22 protein-coding genes are annotated in these 19,886 nt (G+C 54.1%); 11 read left to right on the plus strand and 11 right to left on the minus strand.

Annotated features, from left to right (window positions below):
* Positions 1–94: 94 nt before the first annotated feature.
* From KNP71_RS09920 to rbsB, 6 genes are read left to right on the plus strand one after another with little or no spacing between them, the layout of a single operon-like run.
* Entirely contained in the window at positions 95–1,078 is a 984-nt protein-coding gene (locus KNP71_RS09920) for a LacI family DNA-binding transcriptional regulator (RefSeq protein ID WP_021065938.1), read from the plus strand.
* Positions 1,075–1,959 (plus strand): ribokinase, encoded by an 885-nt coding sequence (gene rbsK / locus KNP71_RS09925; RefSeq protein ID WP_021065939.1) that lies wholly within the window; start codon positions 1,075–1,077, stop codon positions 1,957–1,959. Before KNP71_RS09920 ends, rbsK begins: the two co-directional genes overlap by 4 nt.
* Positions 1,959–2,348 (plus strand): D-ribose pyranase, encoded by a 390-nt coding sequence (rbsD, locus tag KNP71_RS09930; RefSeq protein ID WP_021065940.1) that lies wholly within the window; start codon positions 1,959–1,961, stop codon positions 2,346–2,348. Before rbsK ends, rbsD begins: the two co-directional genes overlap by 1 nt.
* A gap of 11 nt (positions 2,349–2,359) precedes the next feature.
* Positions 2,360–3,838, plus strand: a complete 1,479-nt coding sequence (locus KNP71_RS09935) for a sugar ABC transporter ATP-binding protein (RefSeq protein ID WP_021065941.1) — start codon at positions 2,360–2,362, stop codon at positions 3,836–3,838.
* Between the two features lies 1 nt (position 3,839).
* A complete protein-coding gene (locus KNP71_RS09940) occupies positions 3,840–4,805 on the plus strand; it encodes an ABC transporter permease subunit (protein ID WP_021065942.1) in 966 nt (321 codons plus the stop codon).
* Between the two features lie 23 nt (positions 4,806–4,828).
* Positions 4,829–5,740: a ribose ABC transporter substrate-binding protein RbsB gene (rbsB, locus tag KNP71_RS09945; protein ID WP_021065943.1), complete on the plus strand. Its 912-nt coding sequence runs from the start codon at positions 4,829–4,831 to the stop codon at positions 5,738–5,740.
* A 38-nt stretch (positions 5,741–5,778) separates the two neighbouring features.
* Here the strand turns inward: rbsB and KNP71_RS09950 are convergent, their stop codons facing one another.
* Entirely contained in the window at positions 5,779–7,176 is a 1,398-nt protein-coding gene (locus KNP71_RS09950; RefSeq protein WP_214830606.1) for a 6-phospho-beta-glucosidase, read from the minus strand.
* A gap of 204 nt (positions 7,177–7,380) precedes the next feature.
* Between KNP71_RS09950 and KNP71_RS09955 the strand changes: the two genes are divergently transcribed.
* On the plus strand, positions 7,381–8,250 hold the full coding sequence (locus tag KNP71_RS09955; RefSeq protein ID WP_214830608.1) for a MurR/RpiR family transcriptional regulator: 870 nt from the start codon (positions 7,381–7,383) through the stop codon (positions 8,248–8,250).
* Between the two features lie 30 nt (positions 8,251–8,280).
* Here the strand turns inward: KNP71_RS09955 and kynB are convergent, their stop codons facing one another.
* From kynB to kynU, 3 genes are read right to left on the minus strand one after another with little or no spacing between them, the layout of a single operon-like run.
* Positions 8,281–8,904, minus strand: coding sequence for an arylformamidase (gene kynB, locus KNP71_RS09960; RefSeq protein ID WP_021065946.1), 624 nt, complete (start codon positions 8,902–8,904; stop codon positions 8,281–8,283).
* Positions 8,905–8,918: 14 nt separating this feature from the next.
* The gene (gene kynA / locus KNP71_RS09965) at positions 8,919–9,758 is read right to left on the minus strand and encodes a tryptophan 2,3-dioxygenase (protein ID WP_214830610.1); all 840 of its coding nucleotides are present in this window, start codon (positions 9,756–9,758) and stop codon (positions 8,919–8,921) included.
* A gap of 11 nt (positions 9,759–9,769) precedes the next feature.
* The gene (kynU, locus tag KNP71_RS09970; RefSeq protein WP_214830612.1) at positions 9,770–11,047 is read right to left on the minus strand and encodes a kynureninase; all 1,278 of its coding nucleotides are present in this window, start codon (positions 11,045–11,047) and stop codon (positions 9,770–9,772) included.
* 192 nt (positions 11,048–11,239) lie between these two features.
* On the opposite strand from kynU, the gene KNP71_RS09975 reads away from it, so the two are divergent.
* Positions 11,240–12,094 (plus strand): HAD family hydrolase, encoded by an 855-nt coding sequence (locus tag KNP71_RS09975; RefSeq protein ID WP_214830614.1) that lies wholly within the window; start codon positions 11,240–11,242, stop codon positions 12,092–12,094.
* A 516-nt stretch (positions 12,095–12,610) separates the two neighbouring features.
* Here KNP71_RS09975 and KNP71_RS09980 read toward each other — a convergent pair.
* Positions 12,611–12,823 (minus strand): hypothetical protein, encoded by a 213-nt coding sequence (locus KNP71_RS09980; RefSeq protein WP_214830616.1) that lies wholly within the window; start codon positions 12,821–12,823, stop codon positions 12,611–12,613.
* Positions 12,824–12,889: 66 nt separating this feature from the next.
* Between KNP71_RS09980 and KNP71_RS09985 the strand changes: the two genes are divergently transcribed.
* Positions 12,890–13,051, plus strand: coding sequence for a hypothetical protein (locus tag KNP71_RS09985; protein WP_214830618.1), 162 nt, complete (start codon positions 12,890–12,892; stop codon positions 13,049–13,051).
* A 17-nt stretch (positions 13,052–13,068) separates the two neighbouring features.
* Here the strand turns inward: KNP71_RS09985 and abc-f are convergent, their stop codons facing one another.
* Positions 13,069–14,916: a ribosomal protection-like ABC-F family protein gene (gene abc-f, locus KNP71_RS09990; protein ID WP_214830620.1), complete on the minus strand. Its 1,848-nt coding sequence runs from the start codon at positions 14,914–14,916 to the stop codon at positions 13,069–13,071.
* Between the two features lie 326 nt (positions 14,917–15,242).
* On the opposite strand from abc-f, the gene KNP71_RS09995 reads away from it, so the two are divergent.
* Entirely contained in the window at positions 15,243–16,160 is a 918-nt protein-coding gene (locus tag KNP71_RS09995; protein WP_214827596.1) for a DMT family transporter, read from the plus strand.
* A gap of 37 nt (positions 16,161–16,197) precedes the next feature.
* On the opposite strand, the gene KNP71_RS10000 is transcribed toward KNP71_RS09995, so the two are convergent.
* The 5 genes from KNP71_RS10000 to KNP71_RS10020 all read right to left on the minus strand — a co-directional run bounded on the left by KNP71_RS10000 (position 16,198) and on the right by KNP71_RS10020 (position 19,030).
* Entirely contained in the window at positions 16,198–16,383 is a 186-nt protein-coding gene (locus KNP71_RS10000; RefSeq protein WP_021065953.1) for a hypothetical protein, read from the minus strand.
* Positions 16,384–16,398: 15 nt separating this feature from the next.
* Complete coding sequence (locus tag KNP71_RS10005) at positions 16,399–17,310, minus strand: Gfo/Idh/MocA family protein (protein ID WP_214827594.1); 912 nt, start codon at positions 17,308–17,310, stop codon at positions 16,399–16,401.
* Between the two features lie 84 nt (positions 17,311–17,394).
* Positions 17,395–18,108 carry an anti-sigma factor gene (locus KNP71_RS10010; RefSeq protein ID WP_214754394.1) on the minus strand — a complete coding sequence of 238 codons (714 nt, stop codon included), beginning with the start codon at positions 18,106–18,108 and terminating at the stop codon, positions 17,395–17,397.
* Positions 18,105–18,665, minus strand: a complete 561-nt coding sequence (locus tag KNP71_RS10015) for an RNA polymerase sigma factor (protein ID WP_214803226.1) — start codon at positions 18,663–18,665, stop codon at positions 18,105–18,107. The genes KNP71_RS10010 and KNP71_RS10015 overlap by 4 nt, the downstream gene beginning before the upstream one ends.
* A 113-nt stretch (positions 18,666–18,778) precedes the next feature.
* The gene (locus KNP71_RS10020) at positions 18,779–19,030 is read right to left on the minus strand and encodes a hypothetical protein (RefSeq protein WP_214830621.1); all 252 of its coding nucleotides are present in this window, start codon (positions 19,028–19,030) and stop codon (positions 18,779–18,781) included.
* Between the two features lie 63 nt (positions 19,031–19,093).
* On the opposite strand from KNP71_RS10020, the gene KNP71_RS10025 reads away from it, so the two are divergent.
* A complete protein-coding gene (locus KNP71_RS10025; protein WP_214827585.1) occupies positions 19,094–19,882 on the plus strand; it encodes an HAD family hydrolase in 789 nt (262 codons plus the stop codon).
* Positions 19,883–19,886: the final 4 nt, after the last annotated feature.

The raw sequence follows: 19,886 nt of genomic DNA on the forward strand, positions 1-19,886 counted from the left end.
CGACGTTTTTTTGATGCCGGAAAATTAACACTTGATATGTAACCGGTTACACATTATGATGTGTTTGTAAGCGTTACCAAAAGGAGGGGACGAGATGGCAACAATCAAACAAGTGGCCAAACGGGCGAACGTTTCTGTCGCAACCGTGTCTCGTGTCATGAACAATAACGGCTATGTGAGCGCTGAAGCGAGGGAAGCCGTGGAACGGGCCATCGCCGAGCTCGAATACGCCCCAAACCGGGTGGCTCGTTCGTTATTCACCAAAACGTCCGGGCTAATCGGATTGATTATGCCAGACATCACCAACCCGTTCTTCCCGCAGTTGGCCCGCGCGATTGAAGACGTGGCCAATCAACACGGCTATCAAGTCGTCTTGTGCAACACGGACGAGCAACTGGCGAAAGAACAGTCGTACTTGGTCGCGCTTCAGACGATGCATGTCGACGGTCTGATCATCACGACGAACCATTCAGACAACCCGAACTACGAAAAGTTAGAGTTGCCGATGGTCGCGCTCGACCGAATCGTCAAGTCTGGCATTGACGCCGTCATCTCAGACGGGTATGAAGGCGGTCGCCTGGCGGCGGAGACGCTGTTGAATTGTGGTGCGACAAGGCTCGCTCATATCGGCGGACCTGAACAGCTGCAGACGGTGAAGCGACGGACGGATGGGTTCCTTGACGTCGCGGGAGATCGTCTCGTCGGCATGACGCATTCGAGTTTCACGTTCAAAGAAGCGCTCACGGCGGCGCAAACGCTGTTTGATGAGCATTGGCCGTTCGATGGATTGTTCGCCGCCAATGACGTCATCGCGGCCGCGGTGTTGCAGGAAGCGGTGCGTCGGAATGTGCGTGTGCCGCAAGATTTGCAAGTCATCGGCTACGATGGCATCGAGCTCGGTGAGATGACATCGCCGCCGCTCACGACGATCTCGCAACCCATCTATGAGATGGGACGACGTGCGACCGAGCGACTCCTTGATTTGATTGAGAAGAAGGAGACCGTTACGAAAGAAATCTTGTTGCCCGTCACGTTGACGGAGCGACAGACGACGATCCGAAAGGGGCATGACACATGAAGCGAATTGTGGTCATCGGTAGTGTATCGATGGATTTAGTGGTCACGACAGACAAACGTCCGCAGGCAGGGGAGACCGTCATCGGACAGGCGTTTCAGACGGTGCCCGGAGGAAAGGGAGCCAACCAAGCGGTCGCCGCCGCTCGACTCGGAGGACGAGTCGAGATGGTCGGATGCGTCGGTTCCGATGAGTTCGGGCAACGTATCCGCCAAAACTTTGAACAGAATGAAGTCGGGACCCAACAGCTGCGGACGATTGACGGCGAAGTGACCGGGACGGCGCATATCGTGCTCGCCGAAGGCGACAACTCGATTGTCGTCGTCCAATCGGCGAACAAACAGGTCGTCTTCACGGAAGCCGAGCTCGAACAGTTGATTGATGACGAGTCGCTCGTCTTGCTCCAGCTCGAGATTCCGATTGCGACGGTCGAACACGTGAGTGCATACTGTCGCGCCCGCCAAATCCCGGTGCTGTTAAATCCGGCTCCGTCACAACCGCTCACGGATGAACTGCTCGAGCATGTGACCTACGTGACGCCCAACGAGCATGAGTGCCGAGATTTGTTCGGAGATGTCTCGCTTGATGAGGTACTGCGCCGCTATCCGAACAAACTGATTGTGACCGAAGGGGTCAACGGTGTCCGCTTCTTTGATGGCGAGACGATTCAGCACGTTCCAGCCATTCAAGCCGATGTCGTCGATACGACGGGGGCAGGGGATACGTTCAACGGGGCCCTCGCAGCCGCCCTGATGGAAGGAAGCGAGTTACGTGAAGCGGTACGCTTCGCTGTCGTCGCTTCAGGATTGAGCGTGGAAGGGTTCGGGGCACAAGGCGGCATGCCGAACCGAAATGACGTCATGAGACGATTGGAGCGAGTGTGATGAAGAAACATGGGATTTTGAATAGCCATTTGACCAAAATCTTTGCGGACTTGGGTCATACGGACACGGTCGTCATCGCGGACTGTGGACTACCGATTCCAAACGGCGTGGCGCGAGTCGATTTGGCGCTTCGTCTCGGTGAACCGTCGTTCCTCGATGTATTAGATGCGGTCGAGGCGGACATGGTCATCGAACAGATTACCGTAGCCGATGAGGTGTTCACGGAGAACGAGCCGATCGCAAAAGCGTTGACCGATCGATTTGACACGGTTAAAACTTGTTCACATGAAGCGTTCAAGCGTGAGGTCGAACAGGCGAAAGTCGTCATCCGGACAGGGGAAGCGACTCCGTATGCGAACGTCATTTTACATGCCGGCGTCATATTTTAAGGAGGGGTTCGATGCACATCCAGTTGAAGCGCATCCATAAGTCGTTTGGTCCGGTCAGTGTATTGAAAGGCGTCGACTTCGAATTGTTACCCGGCGAAATTCATGCGTTGATGGGAGAAAACGGGGCCGGTAAATCGACACTCATGAAAGTGATGACCGGGCTGCATCCGCTCGATGAAGGGGAAGTCGTCATCGATGGAGCTGTTCGGCAGTTCAAACATCCAAAAGAAGCCGAGCGAGCCGGTATCGCGTTCATCCATCAAGAGTTGAACATACTACCGGAGCTGACCGTGATGGAAAACTTGTTTCTCGGACGGGAATTGACCGGTCCGTTCGGTGTCATCAAGCAGCAAGAGATGAAGCGTCGGGCGAGGGAGTATTTGGCCGAGTTGAACGTGTTCATGGAAGTCGATCAGCTTGCCAAACAATTATCTGTCGGACAACAGCAGATGATTGAGATCGCCAAAGCGCTCATGACGGATGCGAAAGTCATCGTCATGGACGAACCAACCGCCGCACTCACCGACCGCGAGATTCGAGCGCTGTTCTCGGTATCTCGGGCATTACGTGACCAAGGCGTGTCGATCATCTATATCTCGCACCGGATGGAAGAGATTTTTGAACTATGCGACCGCATCACGGTCCTCCGCGACGGTGTGTCGATTGGGACACACCGCATCAATGAGACATCGTTCGAAGAAATCGTTAAAGAGATGGTCGGGCGAGAGATTGGGGAACGCTATCCGGATCGGAACGCTACGATTGGTGACGTCGTACTTGAAGTCGATGGATTGATAGGTAACCGGTTCCACAATGTCTCGTTTGATGTCCGGGCCGGTGAAATTGTCGGTTTCTCGGGACTCATGGGAGCTGGACGCACCGAAGTGATGCGTGCCTTATTCGGAGCCGACCGAGCCAAAGCAGGCATCGTCAAGCTGAACGGAACCGAAATCCGAATCAAGCAACCGGCCGACGCCATCCGACACGGTATCGCCTTCTTGACGGAAGACCGAAAAGGCGAAGGGTTATTGCTCGATTTCACGTTACGTGAGAACTTATCGCTGCCGACGCTCGAGAAACGAGCGAAGGGGACCATCATCTCAAGGCAAGCGGAAGAACAGTTCGCGGACGGTTATTTGAAAAAGCTGCGCGTCAAACATCATTCGATGGAGCAGAAAGTGAAGTCGCTCTCGGGCGGGAATCAACAAAAAATCGTCCTCGGCAAATGGCTCGGCGCCGAGCCGGACGTCTTGATTCTTGATGAACCGACGCGTGGTGTCGATGTCGGGGCGAAAAAAGAGATTTATACAATCATGAGTGAGCTTGCTGAGTCGGGCGTCGCCATCATCATGGTGTCGTCGGATTTACCCGAGGTACTCGGGATGAGCGATCGGATTGTCGTCATGCGAGAAGGTGTCGTCACCGGAACGTTGGCAAAAGACGAGGCGACGCAAGAAAAAGTCATGACATATGCGACAGGAGGACAATGATATGGAATTGAAAGCAGCGACTGCATTAGGTCGACCGCAAAAGCTCGGTTGGGGACAAAAACTCGGACCGTTATTCGGATTGCTCGCCATCATCGTTGTGGTGACAGCGCTCGAACCAGGTTTTCTCTCGTTGAACAACATCTTTAACGTCCTACGCCAAGTGTCCATCAACGCCTTGATTGCGTTCGGGATGACGTTCGTCATTTTGACAGGCGGTATCGACTTATCGGTTGGTTCGATTCTCGCCTTGTCTTCGGCGTTCGTCGCCGGCATGATGGTCGATGGACAACATGCGGTCATGGCCATCGCCCTCGGATTGATCGCCGGTGCTGTGCTCGGTGCGTTCAACGGCGCCGTCATCACATACGGGAAAGTCGCACCGTTCATTGCGACGCTCGCGACGATGACGATTTACCGGGGGTTGACGCTCGTCTATACGGACGGTCGTCCGATTACCGGGTTAGGCGACTCGACGTGGTTCGAACTGCTCGGACGCGGTTACTTCTGGATCATCCCGGTGCCAGCCGTGACGATGTTAATCGCTTTCGGTGTGTTGTACTTCATTTTGAAAAAGACGACGTTCGGTCGTCATACGTACGCGATTGGCGGCAACGAGGAAGCCGCCAAACTGATGGGCATCGGGGTCAATAAAGTCAAAGTCTTGATTTACTCGTTGTCGGGTACGTTAGCGGCGCTCGCCGGCATCATTTTAACATCGCGTCTCAACTCGGCCCAACCGACGGCCGGGACGTCTTATGAACTTGACGCCATCGCAGCGGTCGTTCTCGGGGGAACGAGTCTTGCGGGTGGACGAGGCTGGATTGTCGGGACGCTCATTGGGGCGCTCATTATCGGAACGTTGAACAACGGCTTGAACCTTCTTGGCGTCTCATCGTTCTTCCAACTTGTCGTGAAAGGTGCCGTCATTTTGTTCGCGGTATTACTTGATCGGAAACAAAACGCTTAATCATCGAAAGGGGAAAACAGAAGATGAAAAAATGGACAGCTTGGCTACTCGTATTGACAATGGTCGTCATGGCAGCTTGTTCGACGGAACAACCGGGGACAAGTTCGGAGCAAGAGACAAAAGACGGGGACTTCAAAATCGGGCTCTCGATTTCGACACTAAACAACCCGTTCTTCGTCGCGTTGAAAGACGGTGCGGAAGAGCAAGCAACTGAACTAGATGCGACACTTACGGTGGCCGATGCGCAAAATGATGCAGCCAAACAAGTGAGCGACGTCGAAGACATGATTCAAAAAGGGATGGACTTGATTCTCATCAACCCGACGGATTCGGAAGCAGTCGGTGCAGCCGTTCAAAGTGCGAACGATGCGGGCATCCCGGTCATCACAGTCGACCGTAACGCCGAGTCAGGCGACGTGGTCGCGCACGTGGCGTCAGATAACGTCGCTGGTGGGAAGCTCGCAGGTGAATATATGGTCGAACTCGTCGGTGAAGGCGGGAAAGTCGTCGAGCTCGAAGGCATTCCAGGAGCGTCAGCCACGCGTGACCGTGGTCAAGGGTTCAACGAAGCGATTGACGGAAAACTTGACGTCGTTGCCAAACAGTCGGCTAACTTTGACCGGGCCCAAGGGTTGACGGTCATGGAGAACATCCTACAAGACAATAAAGACATCGTCGCGGTATTCGCTCATAACGATGAGATGGCGCTCGGTGCCGTTCAAGCGTTGAACAGTGCTGGCTTGAACGATGTCAAAGTCATCGGCTTTGATGCGACGGATGATGCCGTCAAGGCGGTCGAAGACGGAACGATGGCCGCGACGGTCGCGCAGAAACCGACGGAGATTGGAAAACTCGGTGTCGAGGCTGCTGTGAACCATTTAAAAGGGGAGACAGTGGAAGAGAACATCCCGGTCGACCTCGAATTGATTAAATAATATGAACAGCCGACGCATTCGAGGTGCGTCGGCTGTTTTTATGCTTGTTTAATGGGTTGGAGTGCTTGAACGACTTCGTCTTTGATCGTGACGCCGCTCGCTTCGAGTTCAGCGATTTTATCGGCGAACTGCGGCAAGTACGCTTTGTGGGCGATGAGCAGTTCATCGAGCACCCGTTTCGCGGTCTCGCCGCTCGGGATGAGCGGATTGATGATGAACGCTTGAAGGGCGAGTCCGTAGTCACCGGTCACGGCCGCTTCTTCGACGCACAGCTCCATGTTCTTCATAACTTGGAGCCATCCTTTTTCAGCGGGGGCGAGCGCGCCGAACGCGATTGGTTTCGCACCGGTCGCACCGATATAGGCCGATACTTCGACGACATCGTCCGGGGCGAGGTCAGGGACGGCCCCGTTGTTCTTCGTCGAGACGACGATATGTGTGTTCTTATTGGCGTAAATCGAGGCGATCGTCTCACACGCCGCATCCGAGTAGTGGGCACCGCCGCGTTTAGACAGTTGCTCCGGTTTATGGTCGAGGTTCGGGTCTTTATAGAGCTCGAACAGCTCGGCTTCCGTCTGCTTCACTTGCTCAGCCCGCGTGCCGACGGACGGGTCCCGATATTCCTCGAGCATGTGGGCGAGCATCTCTTCGGCACGATAGTAGTATCGGTGATAGCCGCAAGGAATCAAATTCATCTGTTGCAGTTGTTCTTGGAAGAACGGCATGTCATGAATATTGGCGGGGATGCCGGAATCACCATCATACATCTTGTCGATGATGTCGCGTGTCACGTCTTGACCATGGACGTCATGAACCCGGTGCCAGTGGAAGTGGTTCAATCCGGCGAACGAGTAAATCAATTCTTCCGGTTTCTTGCCGATTAGTTCCGGTTCTGCCATCATCGCATTGACCGGCACGTTGCACAGGCCGATGACTTTGTCCCATTTGCCGTAACGGATGACCGCATCGGTCACCATTCCGCTCGGATTCGTGAAGTTGACGAGCCAGGCGTCCGGACAGAGCTGTTTCATGTCTTCGACGATATCAAGGATGACCGGAATGGTACGGAACGCCTTCAAGATGCCGCCGGCCCCGTTCGTCTCTTGGCCGACCATACCGTACGAGAGCGGGATTCGTTCGTCTTTGATTCGGGCGTCGAGCAAACCGACACGGAACTGGGTCGTGACGAAGTCGGCGTCTTGTAACGCTTCTCGACGGTCGAGCGTCAAGTGGACTTTGACGTCATAAGGGGATGCGTCCCACATCCGCTGCGCCATCTGTCCGACGATGTCGAGTTTGTCTTGGCCGGCTTCGATATCGACGAGCCAAATCTCACGGATGGGTAACTCTTCGTAACGCTTGATGAACCCTTCCATCAATTCTGGTGTGTAGCTGCTGCCGCCCCCGATGGTGACGAGCTTGATTCCGGTTGTCATTTCAATCTCCTCCTCATTTGTTCACAAAAAAAGTTCTGGATGTGTAAATATATTTGCTGGCTGAATACAACTCCTCATGTCCATTTCAGTATAAAATAAAGAAAAATGAACACAATAGATTTACAGACAACTCCGAAAGCGTTTACAAAATAAAACACATATATACTTATTTTTGTGAATTCAATTTACGAGAGGAGACCGGACATGCTATTGACCGAGAAAATGAAACAAGACCTGTTCTCTAAATCGGAACGGACCGTCATCGACTATTTGTTCGCCGAACGGGAGCGAATCCACGACAAGACGATGAAACAAATCGCCGAGGTGACGTATACACACCCGTCGATATTAAGTCGTATCGCCATGAAATTGGAGTTTGCGGGTTGGCTCGAGTTGAAGGAACAGTTTTTGGAAGAAATCGAGTATTTAAATCGTCACTTCTCGGATATCGATGCCAATGAGCCATTCTCACCCAAGGACAACTTGATGGTCGTGGCGAACAAGCTGGCGGCGCTCAAGCAGATGACGATTGAGGATACGCTGTCGTTGCTCGATCACGAGGCGTTCGAGCAGGCCGTAACGATGTTATGTGAGGCGCGGCACATTAAAGTCTTTTCTGTCATCCATAATTTGTTGCTCTGTCACGACTTCAAGTCAAAGATGAACCGAATCGGCAAGCAAGTCAGTCTCTGCGAATTCGACGCCGAGTTCGAAGCGGCCAACTCGGACGAAACGACGTGCGCGCTCCTGATTTCCTATACGGGGGAAAGTGATTATACGGTCGGGCTTATTCCTTACTTAAAGAAACAACGTGTGCCGGTGCTCGCCTTAACGAGTCTCGGAGAGAACGCGATCTCGCATCAGGCCGACTGCACGCTCCGTTTGACGACCCGTGAGCGCCTCTACTCGAAAATTGGGAGCTTCACGACGAACGATTCGATTCATTGTCTGCTCGACCTGTTGTACGCTGGTGTGTTCTCGACAGACTATGAGGCGAACATGGCTTACAAAGTGCAAATCTCGAAACGGTTTGATCATCGTAAAAGTTCGAGTGAAGTCATGCAGGAAGAGTGAAAACACCCCTTCAAGCGAAGGGGTGTTTGTTCAATCGAGCGAACGCAAGAGCGCGCGCACCGGACTGCCATCTCCTTTGACGATCGGGAGCGGCACGGCGTTCAATTCGTAATCACCAGGGGCGATATGGTCGAGGACGAGTCCTTCGAGAATATGGACCCCGTTCCGGGCGAGTGCATGATGCGCCGCCATCTCTTTACTGTCGATCGCGTCGACCGACGGCAGATCGAGACCGATCAAGTAAATCCCAAGTTCGCCAAGCCGGTCGGCGAGTGAAGGTGTGAGTTCAGGGATATGGCTCGGGAACTCCTGCTTATTCGGCCAGCCGTCCGTCTTTAAAATCAATCGTTCGACGCCGGTCAAGTCAAAGCCGTCCAAGTCTGTCGCCTCGATCCGTTCGCGGCCAGGGAGATGGATGACTCGGGCCGGGCCGATATAGAGACCGGGATCAAGGTCGATGACGCGCTGTCCGGCGTCGTCGAAATGGAACGGGGCATCGATGTGCGTGCCTGTATGCAGGCTCATCGTCACTTTCCCGACGTTGACCGAACCGCTGTCGGCCATCGGCCAAGCGATTTCGTAACGGAACGCCGTGTCACCTGGCCATGTCGTGATGGAATCTTCGAGCGGTTGCGAAACATCAATCCATGTCATCGTGTTCGTCCTCCTCACAGTTTTGTCCGGACGGTCCAAAGTTCAGGGAAGAAGCGATGGTCGAGGACGCGTCGCAAATAGTTGACGCCGGACGATCCACCCGTCCCCATCTTTTGACCGATAATTCGCTCGACCGTGCTCATATGGTTGAAGCGCCACATCTGTTGCTGGCTGCCGATATCGAGCAGTTTCTCTCCGAGCTCATACAAGTCCCAATACTTGTCCACGTCCCGGTACACCTCGGCCCAAGCCGTTTCGACGCTTTCGTTCCATTCCCAGTCTTTCGTGACGTCACGGTTGAGCACGGCGTCATCGATGGCGAGACCACGGCGATGCATTTCGCGGACGGTCATGTCATAGATGCTCGGTGCCTGTAGCGACGACTCGAGAAGCGGATACAATTTCTCGTCATGGGCGTACACGCTGAGTGTGCGCGCGTTCTTAAAGCCGAGCGCGAACTCGATTTGGCGGTTCTGATACGATTGGAAACCAGAAGACGAACCGAGCTTGTCCCGGAACTCCAAATATTCAGCCGGGGTCAACGTCGCGAGGACGCTCCACGACTGGATGAGCTGTTGTTGAATCTTCGAGACGCGGGCGAGCATCTTGAACGAACGCTCGAGCTCTCCCGTCTCGATGGCGGTCACGGCTGCCGTCAGTTCATGCAAAATCAATTTCATCCAGAGCTCACTCGTCTGATGGATGATGATGAACAGCATCTCGTCATGATGGTCCGATAAGCGGTGCTGACTCGATAAAATCGGGTCGAGTTGTAAATAGTCACCGTATGACATGTCTTTTGAAAAGTCTGTCTGAATCGATTGCTCGACTTTATGTTCAATCCGTTCACTCATATCGATTCTCCTTAGGCCACGACTTCGCGGACGTTCTCGAACGCCTCGTATTCTTTGTTTTCCATAATTGTCTGTAACGTCATCACGACATCATACACATCGGTGAACGTGTTGTAGAGCGCGACCGGTGCGAGTCGGATGATGTTCGGGGCCCGGAAATCCGGAATGACGCGATGCTGTTTGAGCGCTTTACAGATGCGGGCCGCCTCCGGATGCTCGAGGCTCAAATGGGCACCGCGTTGCGTCTCGTTGCGCGGGCTGCCGATGACGAATCCGTATGGGGCGAGCACCTCATCAATTAATGCAGTCATATACGTCGTCAAAGCGAGTGATTTCTCACGGATGGCGTCCATCCCGACCTCGTTGAACATCTCGAGGGCACCAAGTTGCGGGGCCAGGCTCAAGACGTGCGGTGTCCCGATTTGGAACGCTCCGGCGTCATCGGCCGGCGTCATCGTGTGATCCATATCGAACTGTTTATCTTTGCGTGAACCGAACCAACCGGCCAGGCCAGGTGTCGTCCCGAAATGACGTTCATGGACGAACAGGCCGCCGACACTGCCCGGTCCGCCGTTCAAATGTTTATAGTTGCACCAGTAGGCAAAATCGACGCCCCAGTCGTGGAATGCGTGCGGGATGGCGCCGACCGAATGGCAGGCGTCAAAGCCGATCAAGATATCCCGTTCATGCGCCGCCTTGGCGAGACGGGCCATATCGAGAATTTGTCCGCTGCGATAGAGGACGGTCGGCAAGACGATCAAGGCGATCTCGTCCGTCATCGCTGCGATGATGTCTTCTTCCTTCAAATAGCGTCCGTCCAGGCTCGAGACTTGAACCAAATGTTCGCTCGGGTCGAGTCCACGGAGCTCGAGTTGACTCTTCAAGGCGTAGATGTCAGATGGGAAGGTGAGCGTGTCGGCTAAAATCTTCGTCCGCTTGCCTTCGGGTTTAAAGAATGAGGCGACGAGTTGGTGCAAGTTGACCGTCGTCGACCCGGTGACCATCACTTCTTCGGCTCTGGCTCCGACGAGTGGGGCGTTAAGTGCGGCTAATTGTTCCGATAAGTTGAACCAAGGGTGGCGTCCCGACATCCACCCATCAATCCCGAGCTCTTTCCAATCGCTCAGTGATTCGAGTAACGTCCGTTCGGCCCGTTTCGATAACAGGCCGAGCGAGTTACCGTCCATATAAATGCCGTCTTGCGGCAAATAAAATTCTCCCCGGTATGGTGCGAGCGAGTCGCTGGCGTCGCGTGTTTCTGCGTACGCCCGTGTGAAATCTTGAGCCATATCATTTCCCCCTTTGACTTGCGTGTCATGCTGACAAAAGCGTAGCAATCAGGGCATGGCGTGTCAACACGAATGACCGCAGTTCGGGCATGGTTCGCACGTGCTTCTCGCGCGTGTATATGTGATGATGAAATGGAGAGAGTCAATCTGAGGGAATTGGGTGATCAGACCCACGTGAAAGGAGAAGAGGACATGAAACTAATTGCCATCGATTTAGACGGGACGCTATTATCTCGGACAGGTGTCATCACGGAGGCGAACCAAGAGGCAATTCGCCGGCGTCAGGCCAAAGGGGATTTAGTCTCGATTTCTTCCGGACGTTCGATTCATGATATTGAGGAGCTGTTGAAGCGGAGCGATTTGTCGTGCCCGATTTTGTCAGGGAACGGCGCAATCGCCTTCTATGAAAATGAGCGGATTTATTACCATGCGCTCCCGAAAGATGTCGTGCAAGAGTTGTGGGATGTGGCCCACGAGCACGGAGCGTACGTTGAATTCTATACGAACGCCGGAGTGAAAGTGCTCCGATCGGGCACCGATTTGTTGAAGGGTGAGTTGGACGAGGTGTTGCCACATGATCAATCGTTCACACGAGAGTGGGGCGAGCGGGAGATCGAGATTCAAAACGAACAATTCGGGTTGACATACGTCGATGCGATTGAGGACATCGACTTCGAGGCCGACGAAGTGTATAAAGTGTTCGTCTATTCGTTCGACCGGCGCAAGCTGCATGAGCTCCGGAAATTGTATGAACCACGGACAGATATTTTAATCACGACGGCGGGCTGGACGAAGATTGAAATCGGTCATCCGAACGCAAGCAAAGGGATGGCGTTGACGCAGTTAGCGGAGCATCATAACATCCCGCAATCAGACATCGTGGCCATCGGTGACAACTTGAATGATATCTCGATGTTTGAAGTGGCGGAAACACGGATCGCGATGGGGAACGCCGTCGATCCGTTGAAAGACATCAGTACCCATATCACGAAAGATGTCGAAGCGGACGGCGTCGCCTATGCGCTCGACCACTATATCGATAACTAATTTTTGGAGAAATGGTGAACAAGGATTCGTCAATCGATAAAACGGTTAATGTATCTGTGTAGTCCTCATTCAACGTGTTGAGCTGAAAGGGGGCAACGGATGAAACAAAGATTCCATCGTTGTTTAACTGAGGCCGGCTCGGTGAAATGAGAGACATGTTGGATGAAGCATCGGCTGACTAGACGACTCTCCTCGTTCAAGCTGTCGTCCACCTGACCTCGCGTAAGGGGTGAGGGGCAGACAAAAGAGAATCGGTGGGAGACTAGACGTTTAGGCAACTCGGTGTTTCAAAAAAAGGTGGGCCCGATGAGGTTCATGATTGATTTCAACCACATCCGTCAAAACGCAGTCAGAGTCATTGTGGAGACGAGATTCCCGTCAAGGACTTGATTGCTGTTCAGACGAACGTACGCCCCGAAATCACGTTCTGAACCACGTCCGTTTTCTAGTTTATATTCATGTACCGCATGGGACGGTCGGCCGGGGAAATTCTCGGTCGGTTGAAAGTCCGCTATTCTAGAAACGCTCACCGGTAAGCGCCACGTTCGTGGCGCTTTTCTTATGGGGCGAAGGTTGTGACGCGGACCGGTCGTTCGCCGTTCGCTTGACTTGAAACGTATAGGCGGCGTCCGCCCCGTCCGCGGACGTTAAACCGTACACGTACCAGTCTAGGGAGAGGATACCCGTGTCGCCTGAAATGTTATAATGAGTCGCAAGCTGTTGCTGCAAGGCGGGTTAGCTGCTGAATCTTAGTCGAGTAGCAGACGTAGAGGAAAGTTGTAGAGGAGTGAGGGTATGCCAAAGATTTATTGGCTCGGGACGTTCGCGAGCGGAGTGATTCTGACGACGATGGGAGAAGCGGGCGGAGTCCCGCGGATCGTTCCCTATTTTTTGATGGCGCTCGGTGTGACCGGGTTTCTCATTCAATCTTGGTTCGAACAAAAACGACGCCGTTAAGCCGGCGTCGTTTTTCATTACATCGATTCTAGGAGTTGGTCAAGCAACGTGTCGATGTCAGACTGGAGGACATCGGCCTGGTGTTGCAACGTCATCAGCTCGGTGAGGTCGTTCGTTTCATTCATTTGATGAAGGAGTTCCTGATGCGCTTCTTCGAGCGCAGACAGACGAGCCTCATCCACCGAGATGTCTCGAGCCTCGACCGCCGTCACGGGCGCTTCTGTTGATTTCGTTTTCTTCGGTACCGCCACGACTGCTTCCGGTTCGTACTGGCGTTTTTCGAGCGCATACGTGACATTTCCCGGGAAACGTGTCGCTGTAACGTCAAGCCAATAGGTGACGGGGAACAGTTTGTTCAAGAAGTAGCGGTCGTGCGAGACGGCGACGAGCGTTCCAGTGAAACGATCGAGCGCGTCTTCAAGCGCTTCGCGTGCTTCGATGTCGAGGTGGTTCGTCGGTTCGTCCAAGACGAGCACGTTCACATCCTCATGCATGAGAATGGCGAGCATGAGCCGCATCTTCTCACCGCCGCTCAAATCTTTGACCGGTTTAAAGACGCTCGCACCATAGAAGAGGAATTGGGCCAACAGTTGACGGGCCTTTCCCTCGTCGACGGCAATCCGGTCGCGGAACGCCTCGATGAGCCGGTGGGAGTCCTCGAAGTCGATGTGTTGGGACAAGTAGCCGATGCGGGCGCGTTCCGCTCGTCTTATCGTACCCGAGGTCGGTTCGAGTTGGCCGAGCAACACTTTCAACAGTGTCGATTTACCGCTCCCGTTTGGACCGACGATGGCGACACGCTCCCCGTGACCGGTGTAGAACGACACATGCTCGAAGACGGTCCGGTCGTAACTCACGGTCACATCGGTCGCCTCGAACACATCGCGGCCGGTCCGTCCGTGCGCTGTGAACTGGATGTCAGGTTGCACGGCTTCGAGGCGAGGGCGCTTGATTGTCTCGATGCGGGCGAGCGCCTTCTCCATCGATTTGGCGCGGCGGTAAAATTTCTCGTTCGGCGGATTGCCCTCGTTCGCCCATTGCCGAAGCTGGCGAATCGTCTCTTTCATCTTCTTGATTTTCTTTTGTTGCTCCGTGTAGGCGTGGAACTGATCGAGCAGCCGTTTTTCTTTTTGCGCAACGAACGCGCTGTAATTGCCGTCGAAGCTTGTCAATTCACCGTCCTCGCACTCGACGATGCGCGTGGCGACCGCATCGAGAAAGACACGGTCGTGCGAGACGAGGAGTAACGTGGACGGACTGTCACGCAGGAACGACTCGAGCCAAGCCATCGCCTCTAAATCGAGGTGGTTCGTCGGTTCATCCAGGATGAGCAGTTCCGGTTCTTGGAGCAATGCCAAGGCGAGGCCGACTTTGGTCCGTTCGCCGCCGCTGAGCGTATCGAACGGTCGGTCCACGAAGCGGGTCAGGCGCAGCCCGTCGATCATCGCGTTCACTTTCGAATCGATGACGTACCCGCCGCCGTTCTCATAGCGCGTCTGCAAGGCACCGTACGTCTCGAGCAGCGCGTCGATGTCGTCATTTGAGGCCATCTGTTCCTCGAGCTGTCGCATCTCGTCACCGAGTCGCGTCAACTCGGCGAACGCGGTGTAGAGCACGTCTCGACCTGACTTACCGGGATGGGCCGGGATTTGGGCCAAATAGCCGATGTGTAACCGTTGCTTGCGATAAATGGTCCCTTCGTCTGGCGAATCGGCACCGACGATGAGACGCAGAAGAGTCGTCTTGCCGCTCCCGTTTCGCCCGACAAGCCCGATTCGTTCGCCGGCGTTCACATGAAGATTGGCATCGGTCAAGACGGCATGGCCGCCAAATTGTTTTTGGATGTGTTGTAACTCGATTAACATGAGTGGTTCCTCCTAAAGTAGAGGCCTATCAAAAAAGCCGAGCGCAAAGAAGCGCTCGGCAAGAGAGAGAGGCGCTTTGTCGTATTTCAGCAATGTCTAAAAAAGGACAGACGGGTCCTGTGATTATGCGACATCGTGAAAAATCGCACGCAAAATGTACAAATGTTCTGTTGACCAATGCGTACGTCCGACAAAGTTCACCTTTCTCCCTCCTTTCTATCATCATTACGCTCATTGTAAGCGATTTCGGTCGACTCGACAACTAGTGAGACAGGAATATTAGGGGGCAATGTCGTATTGTTTAGGCATCAGAGAGGAGAGACGTCATGCGCAAAGAATGGTTAGGTGCTATCAGTTTAACGCTCGCCGCCAGCATTTGGGGCGGGATGTACGTCGTCAGTAAATATGCGCTCGGCTATATCGAACCGTTCACGCTCATCTGGATGCGTTATGCCGTCGCGTTTGTCGTCCTGTTCGCGATGTGGTGGGCGTTCGGGCGCGAGCGAATCGGTCGACGCGACTGGAAATGGATTGCACTCGTCGGTGTCATCGGATACGTCGCCTCGATTTCGTTTCAGTTCATCGGCACGAAACTATCCGACGCCCATACGGGATCGCTCGTCACGGCGGCGACACCGGCGTTCATGGTGATTTTCGCCCGAGTCATCTTGAAAGAGCGGCTCACACCTGTCAAAATCGGGTCACTCCTGTTGGCGACGCTCGGAGTCATCATCGTCGTCGGTTGGCACGTTGAAGGCACGTATTTCATTGGGAGCCTCGTCTTGGTCGGTGCGGCCATCACGTGGGCGCTCATGTCCATCTATGTGAAAATCGCATCCGAGACGATGTCGTCGTTGACGATCACGACGTTCGCCATCGGTATCGCCTTCGTGTTGATGACGCCGCTCATGGGAATGGAAGTGGCCGCATCCGGCTTACCGAATATGACCATGGTGCTGTGGATGAGCGTATTGTATGTCGGCATCATCTCGACAGCCGGGGCGTTCTTCTTTTGGAACAAAGGGCTCGAGCTCATGGATGCGAGCGTCGGGTCATTATTCTTCTTTTTCCAACCCCTCGTCGGGGGTTACCTCGGCTGGCTCGTCCTCGACGAACGACTCGACCGCAACTTCTTTATCGGCGCCGCCTGTATCGTCACGGCCGTCACGTGGTCGACACTCGCCGAGCGACGGCAAAAGCGTGTCCGCGAGACACGTCAAGCTGAGGAGCGCCATATCTTATAACCAAAGACGACCGACCCGCTCTGGGCCGATCGTCTTTTTAAAATCCGTGATGATCGAGTTTGTCTTCGTCGCGCTTCATCTCGAGTTCGAGCCGCTGAATCGCGAGTTTCTCTTGCTCGATTTTGAGTCGAAGTTCTTCTAAACGAGCCTTCCGTGTCTTATTAAATGTATCTGCGGCGATGGACACGACGACGATGACCATAATATAGAAAAAGAAATCCATTTGATACGCCTCCTTTTAGTGTGAGCCGAACAAATCCGTCACCAGCTGTTGTGTGAGGAGCGCCTCACGACCGTCCGTCATGATGGCTGTATCCTCGGTCACTGCCGAGATAAAGTGGTCGATTGCCCCTTGGAAGCCTCGTTGGGTCAGGAGCGTGTCCCATGACCCGAACGTCTTCGTTGAATGGGCGCCGTGCTCGAACCGTTGAAGCGTCACCATCTCATCGACCGTCACGCGCAGTCCGTCGCGGATGGCGCTGAGTCCTTCATGATTCGTCCCGGCTTTACGGTGCATCGACGTCGTGTGCAGTCCGTGCTCGTCTTGCCAGATATGGCGCGCGAAGTGGAGACCGTTCGCCTCGGTCGTCGCGATTTGGCCCGTCACTAAGCGCAACTCGCTTCCGGCGAAGTACCGGAGCGTGTCGACGACATGCAAATAGTCATCGAGCAACGTGAACTGATAGTCATGGCCGCGCAATCCGTCCCCGCGATGCTTGACGAAGTCGAGCGTGTGGAATGGGGCTGCTGCTTTCACGTGCTGATACATCGGGGCGAACCGGCGATTGAAGCCGACCATGAGCTTCCGGTTCTTCTGCTCGGCCAGCTCGACGAGACGTTCCGCCTGTTCGATTGTCGCAGCGAGTGGTTTATCGACATACACATCGACACCGTTTGCGAGCAGATAAGAGACGACGTCGAAATGCGTCTCGGTCGAACTGTGGACGAACGCCGCGTCGACGGCTGCCGCGAGCTCGGGCAGTCCCGTGAATGATTCCATCCGGTGGGCCCGACAGATCGCCTCACGTTTGGCGACGGTCGGGGAATAGGCACCGACGAGTTCGAACGACGTGCTGTTCGTTAAAATCGGTAAGTACGCTTTCTGAGCGATGCCGCCGAGACCGACGACACCAATTTTAGGCTGACGCATATGTACCACTCCTTTTCTATCATCATAACGAAAAAAGAACCGAATGACACGTACGCGCGGTGCGTCAGGTCATTCGGTCCTTGCTTATAGGCTGGCACTGAGCACGATGTCGCCCTCGGGTGCCGTGTTGCCCCGTTCGGGTTCTTTCGTGACAGCAACGGTATCCCAGTCCATCTCTGATTCGGTCGAATCGAGCGTATAGATGACGGTCCCGTTCCCTTTGTCGTCCGTAACGAACGCCCCGGTCGGAATCGGCGAGCCGTCTTTTAACAACCAAACTTGATACACTTCGTTCGCTTCGAGCGCATCGAGTCCGTTCGTCTGGACGATGAGCTGGCGCTGGCCGTCCTGTTCGGCGAGGTAAGCCACGCCTTCCGATTCGCCTTCGAGCGGGACGGTCTCGGTCAAGGCGATTCCGCTCGGGTCATCTTGGTTCAAGAGCAGATAGCCGTTCCCGATCAAGGAGAGCATGAGTGCGGCCGCGAGAGCGAGCGCCCCCCATGGCGTCTTCTGTTTCTTCTTCGTGGCTGTGAACGGTGTGATCGGGGTCGGTTCGTCTTGCTTCGACTCCGTCTCCGTCTTGTCTTCTGCGAACACGTTGTCGAGGATGCGTGCCTTCATCCCGCTTGGCGGTTCAGCCGGTTCAGAGAGGAACGCGACGCCGCCGACGAGGGCCTCGAGTTGTTCGAGCTCTTCTTGACATGTTTGACATGTCGCGAGATGCGCTTCAAACCGGATGCGTTCGTCTTCTGTCAAATGCTGGTTGAAATAATCGATCAATTGGTCACAAGCGTTCATCGTTCCACCTCCTTATCATTCAGATCATGGGATAAATGCCTTCGTAACTGTTTCAACGCTAATCGAATCCTTCCTTTTACAGTACCGAGCGGGATGCCGCACGTATCGGCAATCTTTTGTTGGCTGAGCCCTTGGAAGTACATGAGACGGACGACTTGTTGTTGCTCGGCCGGCAGTTCGGCCATCGCCGTCTCGATTTGGGTCCGCTCTTCTTGCCATTCGACCTCGGTCTCGACGGACGGGGCCGGGGACGGGATGGCTTCCGCGTAGGACTCATCCAGTTGCAGGTCAGGTTTTCGTTTGCGAATCAAGTCGATTGTGACGTGACGGCTCATCGTGAACAGCCACGATTTGAATTTTCCTTTTGTCTCATCATACACGCCGCCACCGCGCCATAGCTTGATGAATACTTCTTGCATCGCTTCTTCGGCGAGGTCGCGGTCTTTCGTCAACTGCATGACGAACGCGTAGAGGATTCGTTCATAGCGGTCATAAAGTGTCTCGAGCGCTTGTTTGTCTTTTTGCCTGACGCGCTCGTACAATTCAATATCAGTCATGGCTTGCTCCTTTACACATAAGGGAATCCCTTGTATTGATCTAACGGATGAAACCGTGAAATGGATGCCTATTTGACGTGACTATTTTGTGAACAGTCAAGATTTTCCCGCGTCTAACGGGAACAACTGGACGCCATCCCTCCGATACGGCGGAACAGGCGTAGATTCAAGGCGCTGAGCAGGCGGTAGGTCACGTAACTGAACAGCGTTGCTGTGAGGAATGTGATGAGAAGCGCAAATCCGTTCGGGAGCCATTGTTGCCAAAATGAATATGTCCGTATGCCGAACAAAAAGGTGAAGACGAGCCCGAACCCGATTACGATTCCGCTATACTGACAGTAGTAGCGGCTTAAACGATTTTTCATGTTGCACGTCCTTTCTCCTTTTACTATACGAGAAGGGGGTATGGCGACACAAGGAGGATGACGATGAAACGATTTACAAAGGAAGGACGGACGCTCATCTGTTTTGATTTCGACGAGACGTACTTCCCGCATGCTTGTTCCGCAAAGCAGTTGGAGCACTTGCGGCAACTCGAAGATTTTCTCGATCATCATTCACATCACTTATCGACGATGTGGGTGACGGGGAGTTCGCTCGAGACGATTATGGAGAAAGTGAAGCGGGCCGAGATGCGTTACTTCCCACATCGAATCGCGGCGAGTCTCGGGACAGAGCTGTATCAAGTGACGGCGTCCGGACAACTGGAGCTTGATCCCGGTTATTCGTCACGGTTTCCCGATGATTTTTCAGACCGCGTCACCCAAGTCGTCGACAGGCTAGGGCGAACACTCACGATTGAACCACAGACGAATCTTGGCACAAGCGGCTGGATGCACAATTATTATTACTTCGGCGAGAGCGCACAGGAGCTCGAGCATATTCGTTCGAGTGCCGGTGACTTCGGAATCGCGGTCAACGTTAGTCGTTGCAACCCGCTCGCCGGGGATCCGGCAGACGCCTACGATATTGATTTCATCCCACGAGGGGCGGGGAAAGTCGCTGCAGTCGACTACGTGTGCGACCGATATACGTTTCAGACCGAGCACGCCTATGCGTTCGGGGACAGTGGGAACGATTTAGGGATGTTGAGGTATGTCGGCAACGGCTATGTACTTGGCAACGGGACCGAAGAAGCCAAACGAGAACATGGTCGTGTCACCGAGGGCATGTATGCGGATGGGATTCTAGAAGTGTTGCATCGAGCGGTGCGGTAGACGG

The organism is Exiguobacterium sp. s56, from assembly GCF_018618255.1.
Taxonomy (GTDB): Bacteria; Bacillota; Bacilli; order Exiguobacteriales; family Exiguobacteriaceae; genus Exiguobacterium; species Exiguobacterium chiriqhucha.

What these genes read in the sequence shown, in the direction of transcription:
- KNP71_RS09950 (WP_214830606.1), bottom strand. Translation starts at nt 7,176, where the DNA reads ATGACAACCGGAATCAAGCTCGTCACCATCGGGGGCGGCAGCAGCTAC.
- rbsB (WP_021065943.1), top strand. Translation starts at nt 4,829, where the DNA reads ATGAAAAAATGGACAGCTTGGCTACTCGTATTGACAATGGTCGTCATG.
- rbsD (WP_021065940.1), top strand. Translation starts at nt 1,959, where the DNA reads ATGAAGAAACATGGGATTTTGAATAGCCATTTGACCAAAATCTTTGCG.
- KNP71_RS10005 (WP_214827594.1), bottom strand. Translation starts at nt 17,310, where the DNA reads ATGCGTCAGCCTAAAATTGGTGTCGTCGGTCTCGGCGGCATCGCTCAG.
- KNP71_RS09955 (WP_214830608.1), top strand. Translation starts at nt 7,381, where the DNA reads ATGCTATTGACCGAGAAAATGAAACAAGACCTGTTCTCTAAATCGGAA.
- KNP71_RS10015 (WP_214803226.1), bottom strand. Translation starts at nt 18,665, where the DNA reads ATGACTGATATTGAATTGTACGAGCGCGTCAGGCAAAAAGACAAACAA.
- kynU (WP_214830612.1), bottom strand. Translation starts at nt 11,047, where the DNA reads ATGGCTCAAGATTTCACACGGGCGTACGCAGAAACACGCGACGCCAGC.
- kynA (WP_214830610.1), bottom strand. Translation starts at nt 9,758, where the DNA reads ATGAGTGAACGGATTGAACATAAAGTCGAGCAATCGATTCAGACAGAC.
- KNP71_RS09940 (WP_021065942.1), top strand. Translation starts at nt 3,840, where the DNA reads ATGGAATTGAAAGCAGCGACTGCATTAGGTCGACCGCAAAAGCTCGGT.
- KNP71_RS09920 (WP_021065938.1), top strand. Translation starts at nt 95, where the DNA reads ATGGCAACAATCAAACAAGTGGCCAAACGGGCGAACGTTTCTGTCGCA.
- abc-f (WP_214830620.1), bottom strand. Translation starts at nt 14,916, where the DNA reads ATGTTAATCGAGTTACAACACATCCAAAAACAATTTGGCGGCCATGCC.
- rbsK (WP_021065939.1), top strand. Translation starts at nt 1,075, where the DNA reads ATGAAGCGAATTGTGGTCATCGGTAGTGTATCGATGGATTTAGTGGTC.
- kynB (WP_021065946.1), bottom strand. Translation starts at nt 8,904, where the DNA reads ATGACATGGATTGATGTTTCGCAACCGCTCGAAGATTCCATCACGACA.
- KNP71_RS10010 (WP_214754394.1), bottom strand. Translation starts at nt 18,108, where the DNA reads ATGAACGCTTGTGACCAATTGATCGATTATTTCAACCAGCATTTGACA.
- KNP71_RS09985 (WP_214830618.1), top strand. Translation starts at nt 12,890, where the DNA reads ATGCCAAAGATTTATTGGCTCGGGACGTTCGCGAGCGGAGTGATTCTG.
- KNP71_RS09935 (WP_021065941.1), top strand. Translation starts at nt 2,360, where the DNA reads ATGCACATCCAGTTGAAGCGCATCCATAAGTCGTTTGGTCCGGTCAGT.
- KNP71_RS09975 (WP_214830614.1), top strand. Translation starts at nt 11,240, where the DNA reads ATGAAACTAATTGCCATCGATTTAGACGGGACGCTATTATCTCGGACA.
- KNP71_RS09995 (WP_214827596.1), top strand. Translation starts at nt 15,243, where the DNA reads ATGCGCAAAGAATGGTTAGGTGCTATCAGTTTAACGCTCGCCGCCAGC.
- KNP71_RS10025 (WP_214827585.1), top strand. Translation starts at nt 19,094, where the DNA reads ATGAAACGATTTACAAAGGAAGGACGGACGCTCATCTGTTTTGATTTC.
- KNP71_RS10000 (WP_021065953.1), bottom strand. Translation starts at nt 16,383, where the DNA reads ATGGATTTCTTTTTCTATATTATGGTCATCGTCGTCGTGTCCATCGCC.
- KNP71_RS10020 (WP_214830621.1), bottom strand. Translation starts at nt 19,030, where the DNA reads ATGAAAAATCGTTTAAGCCGCTACTACTGTCAGTATAGCGGAATCGTA.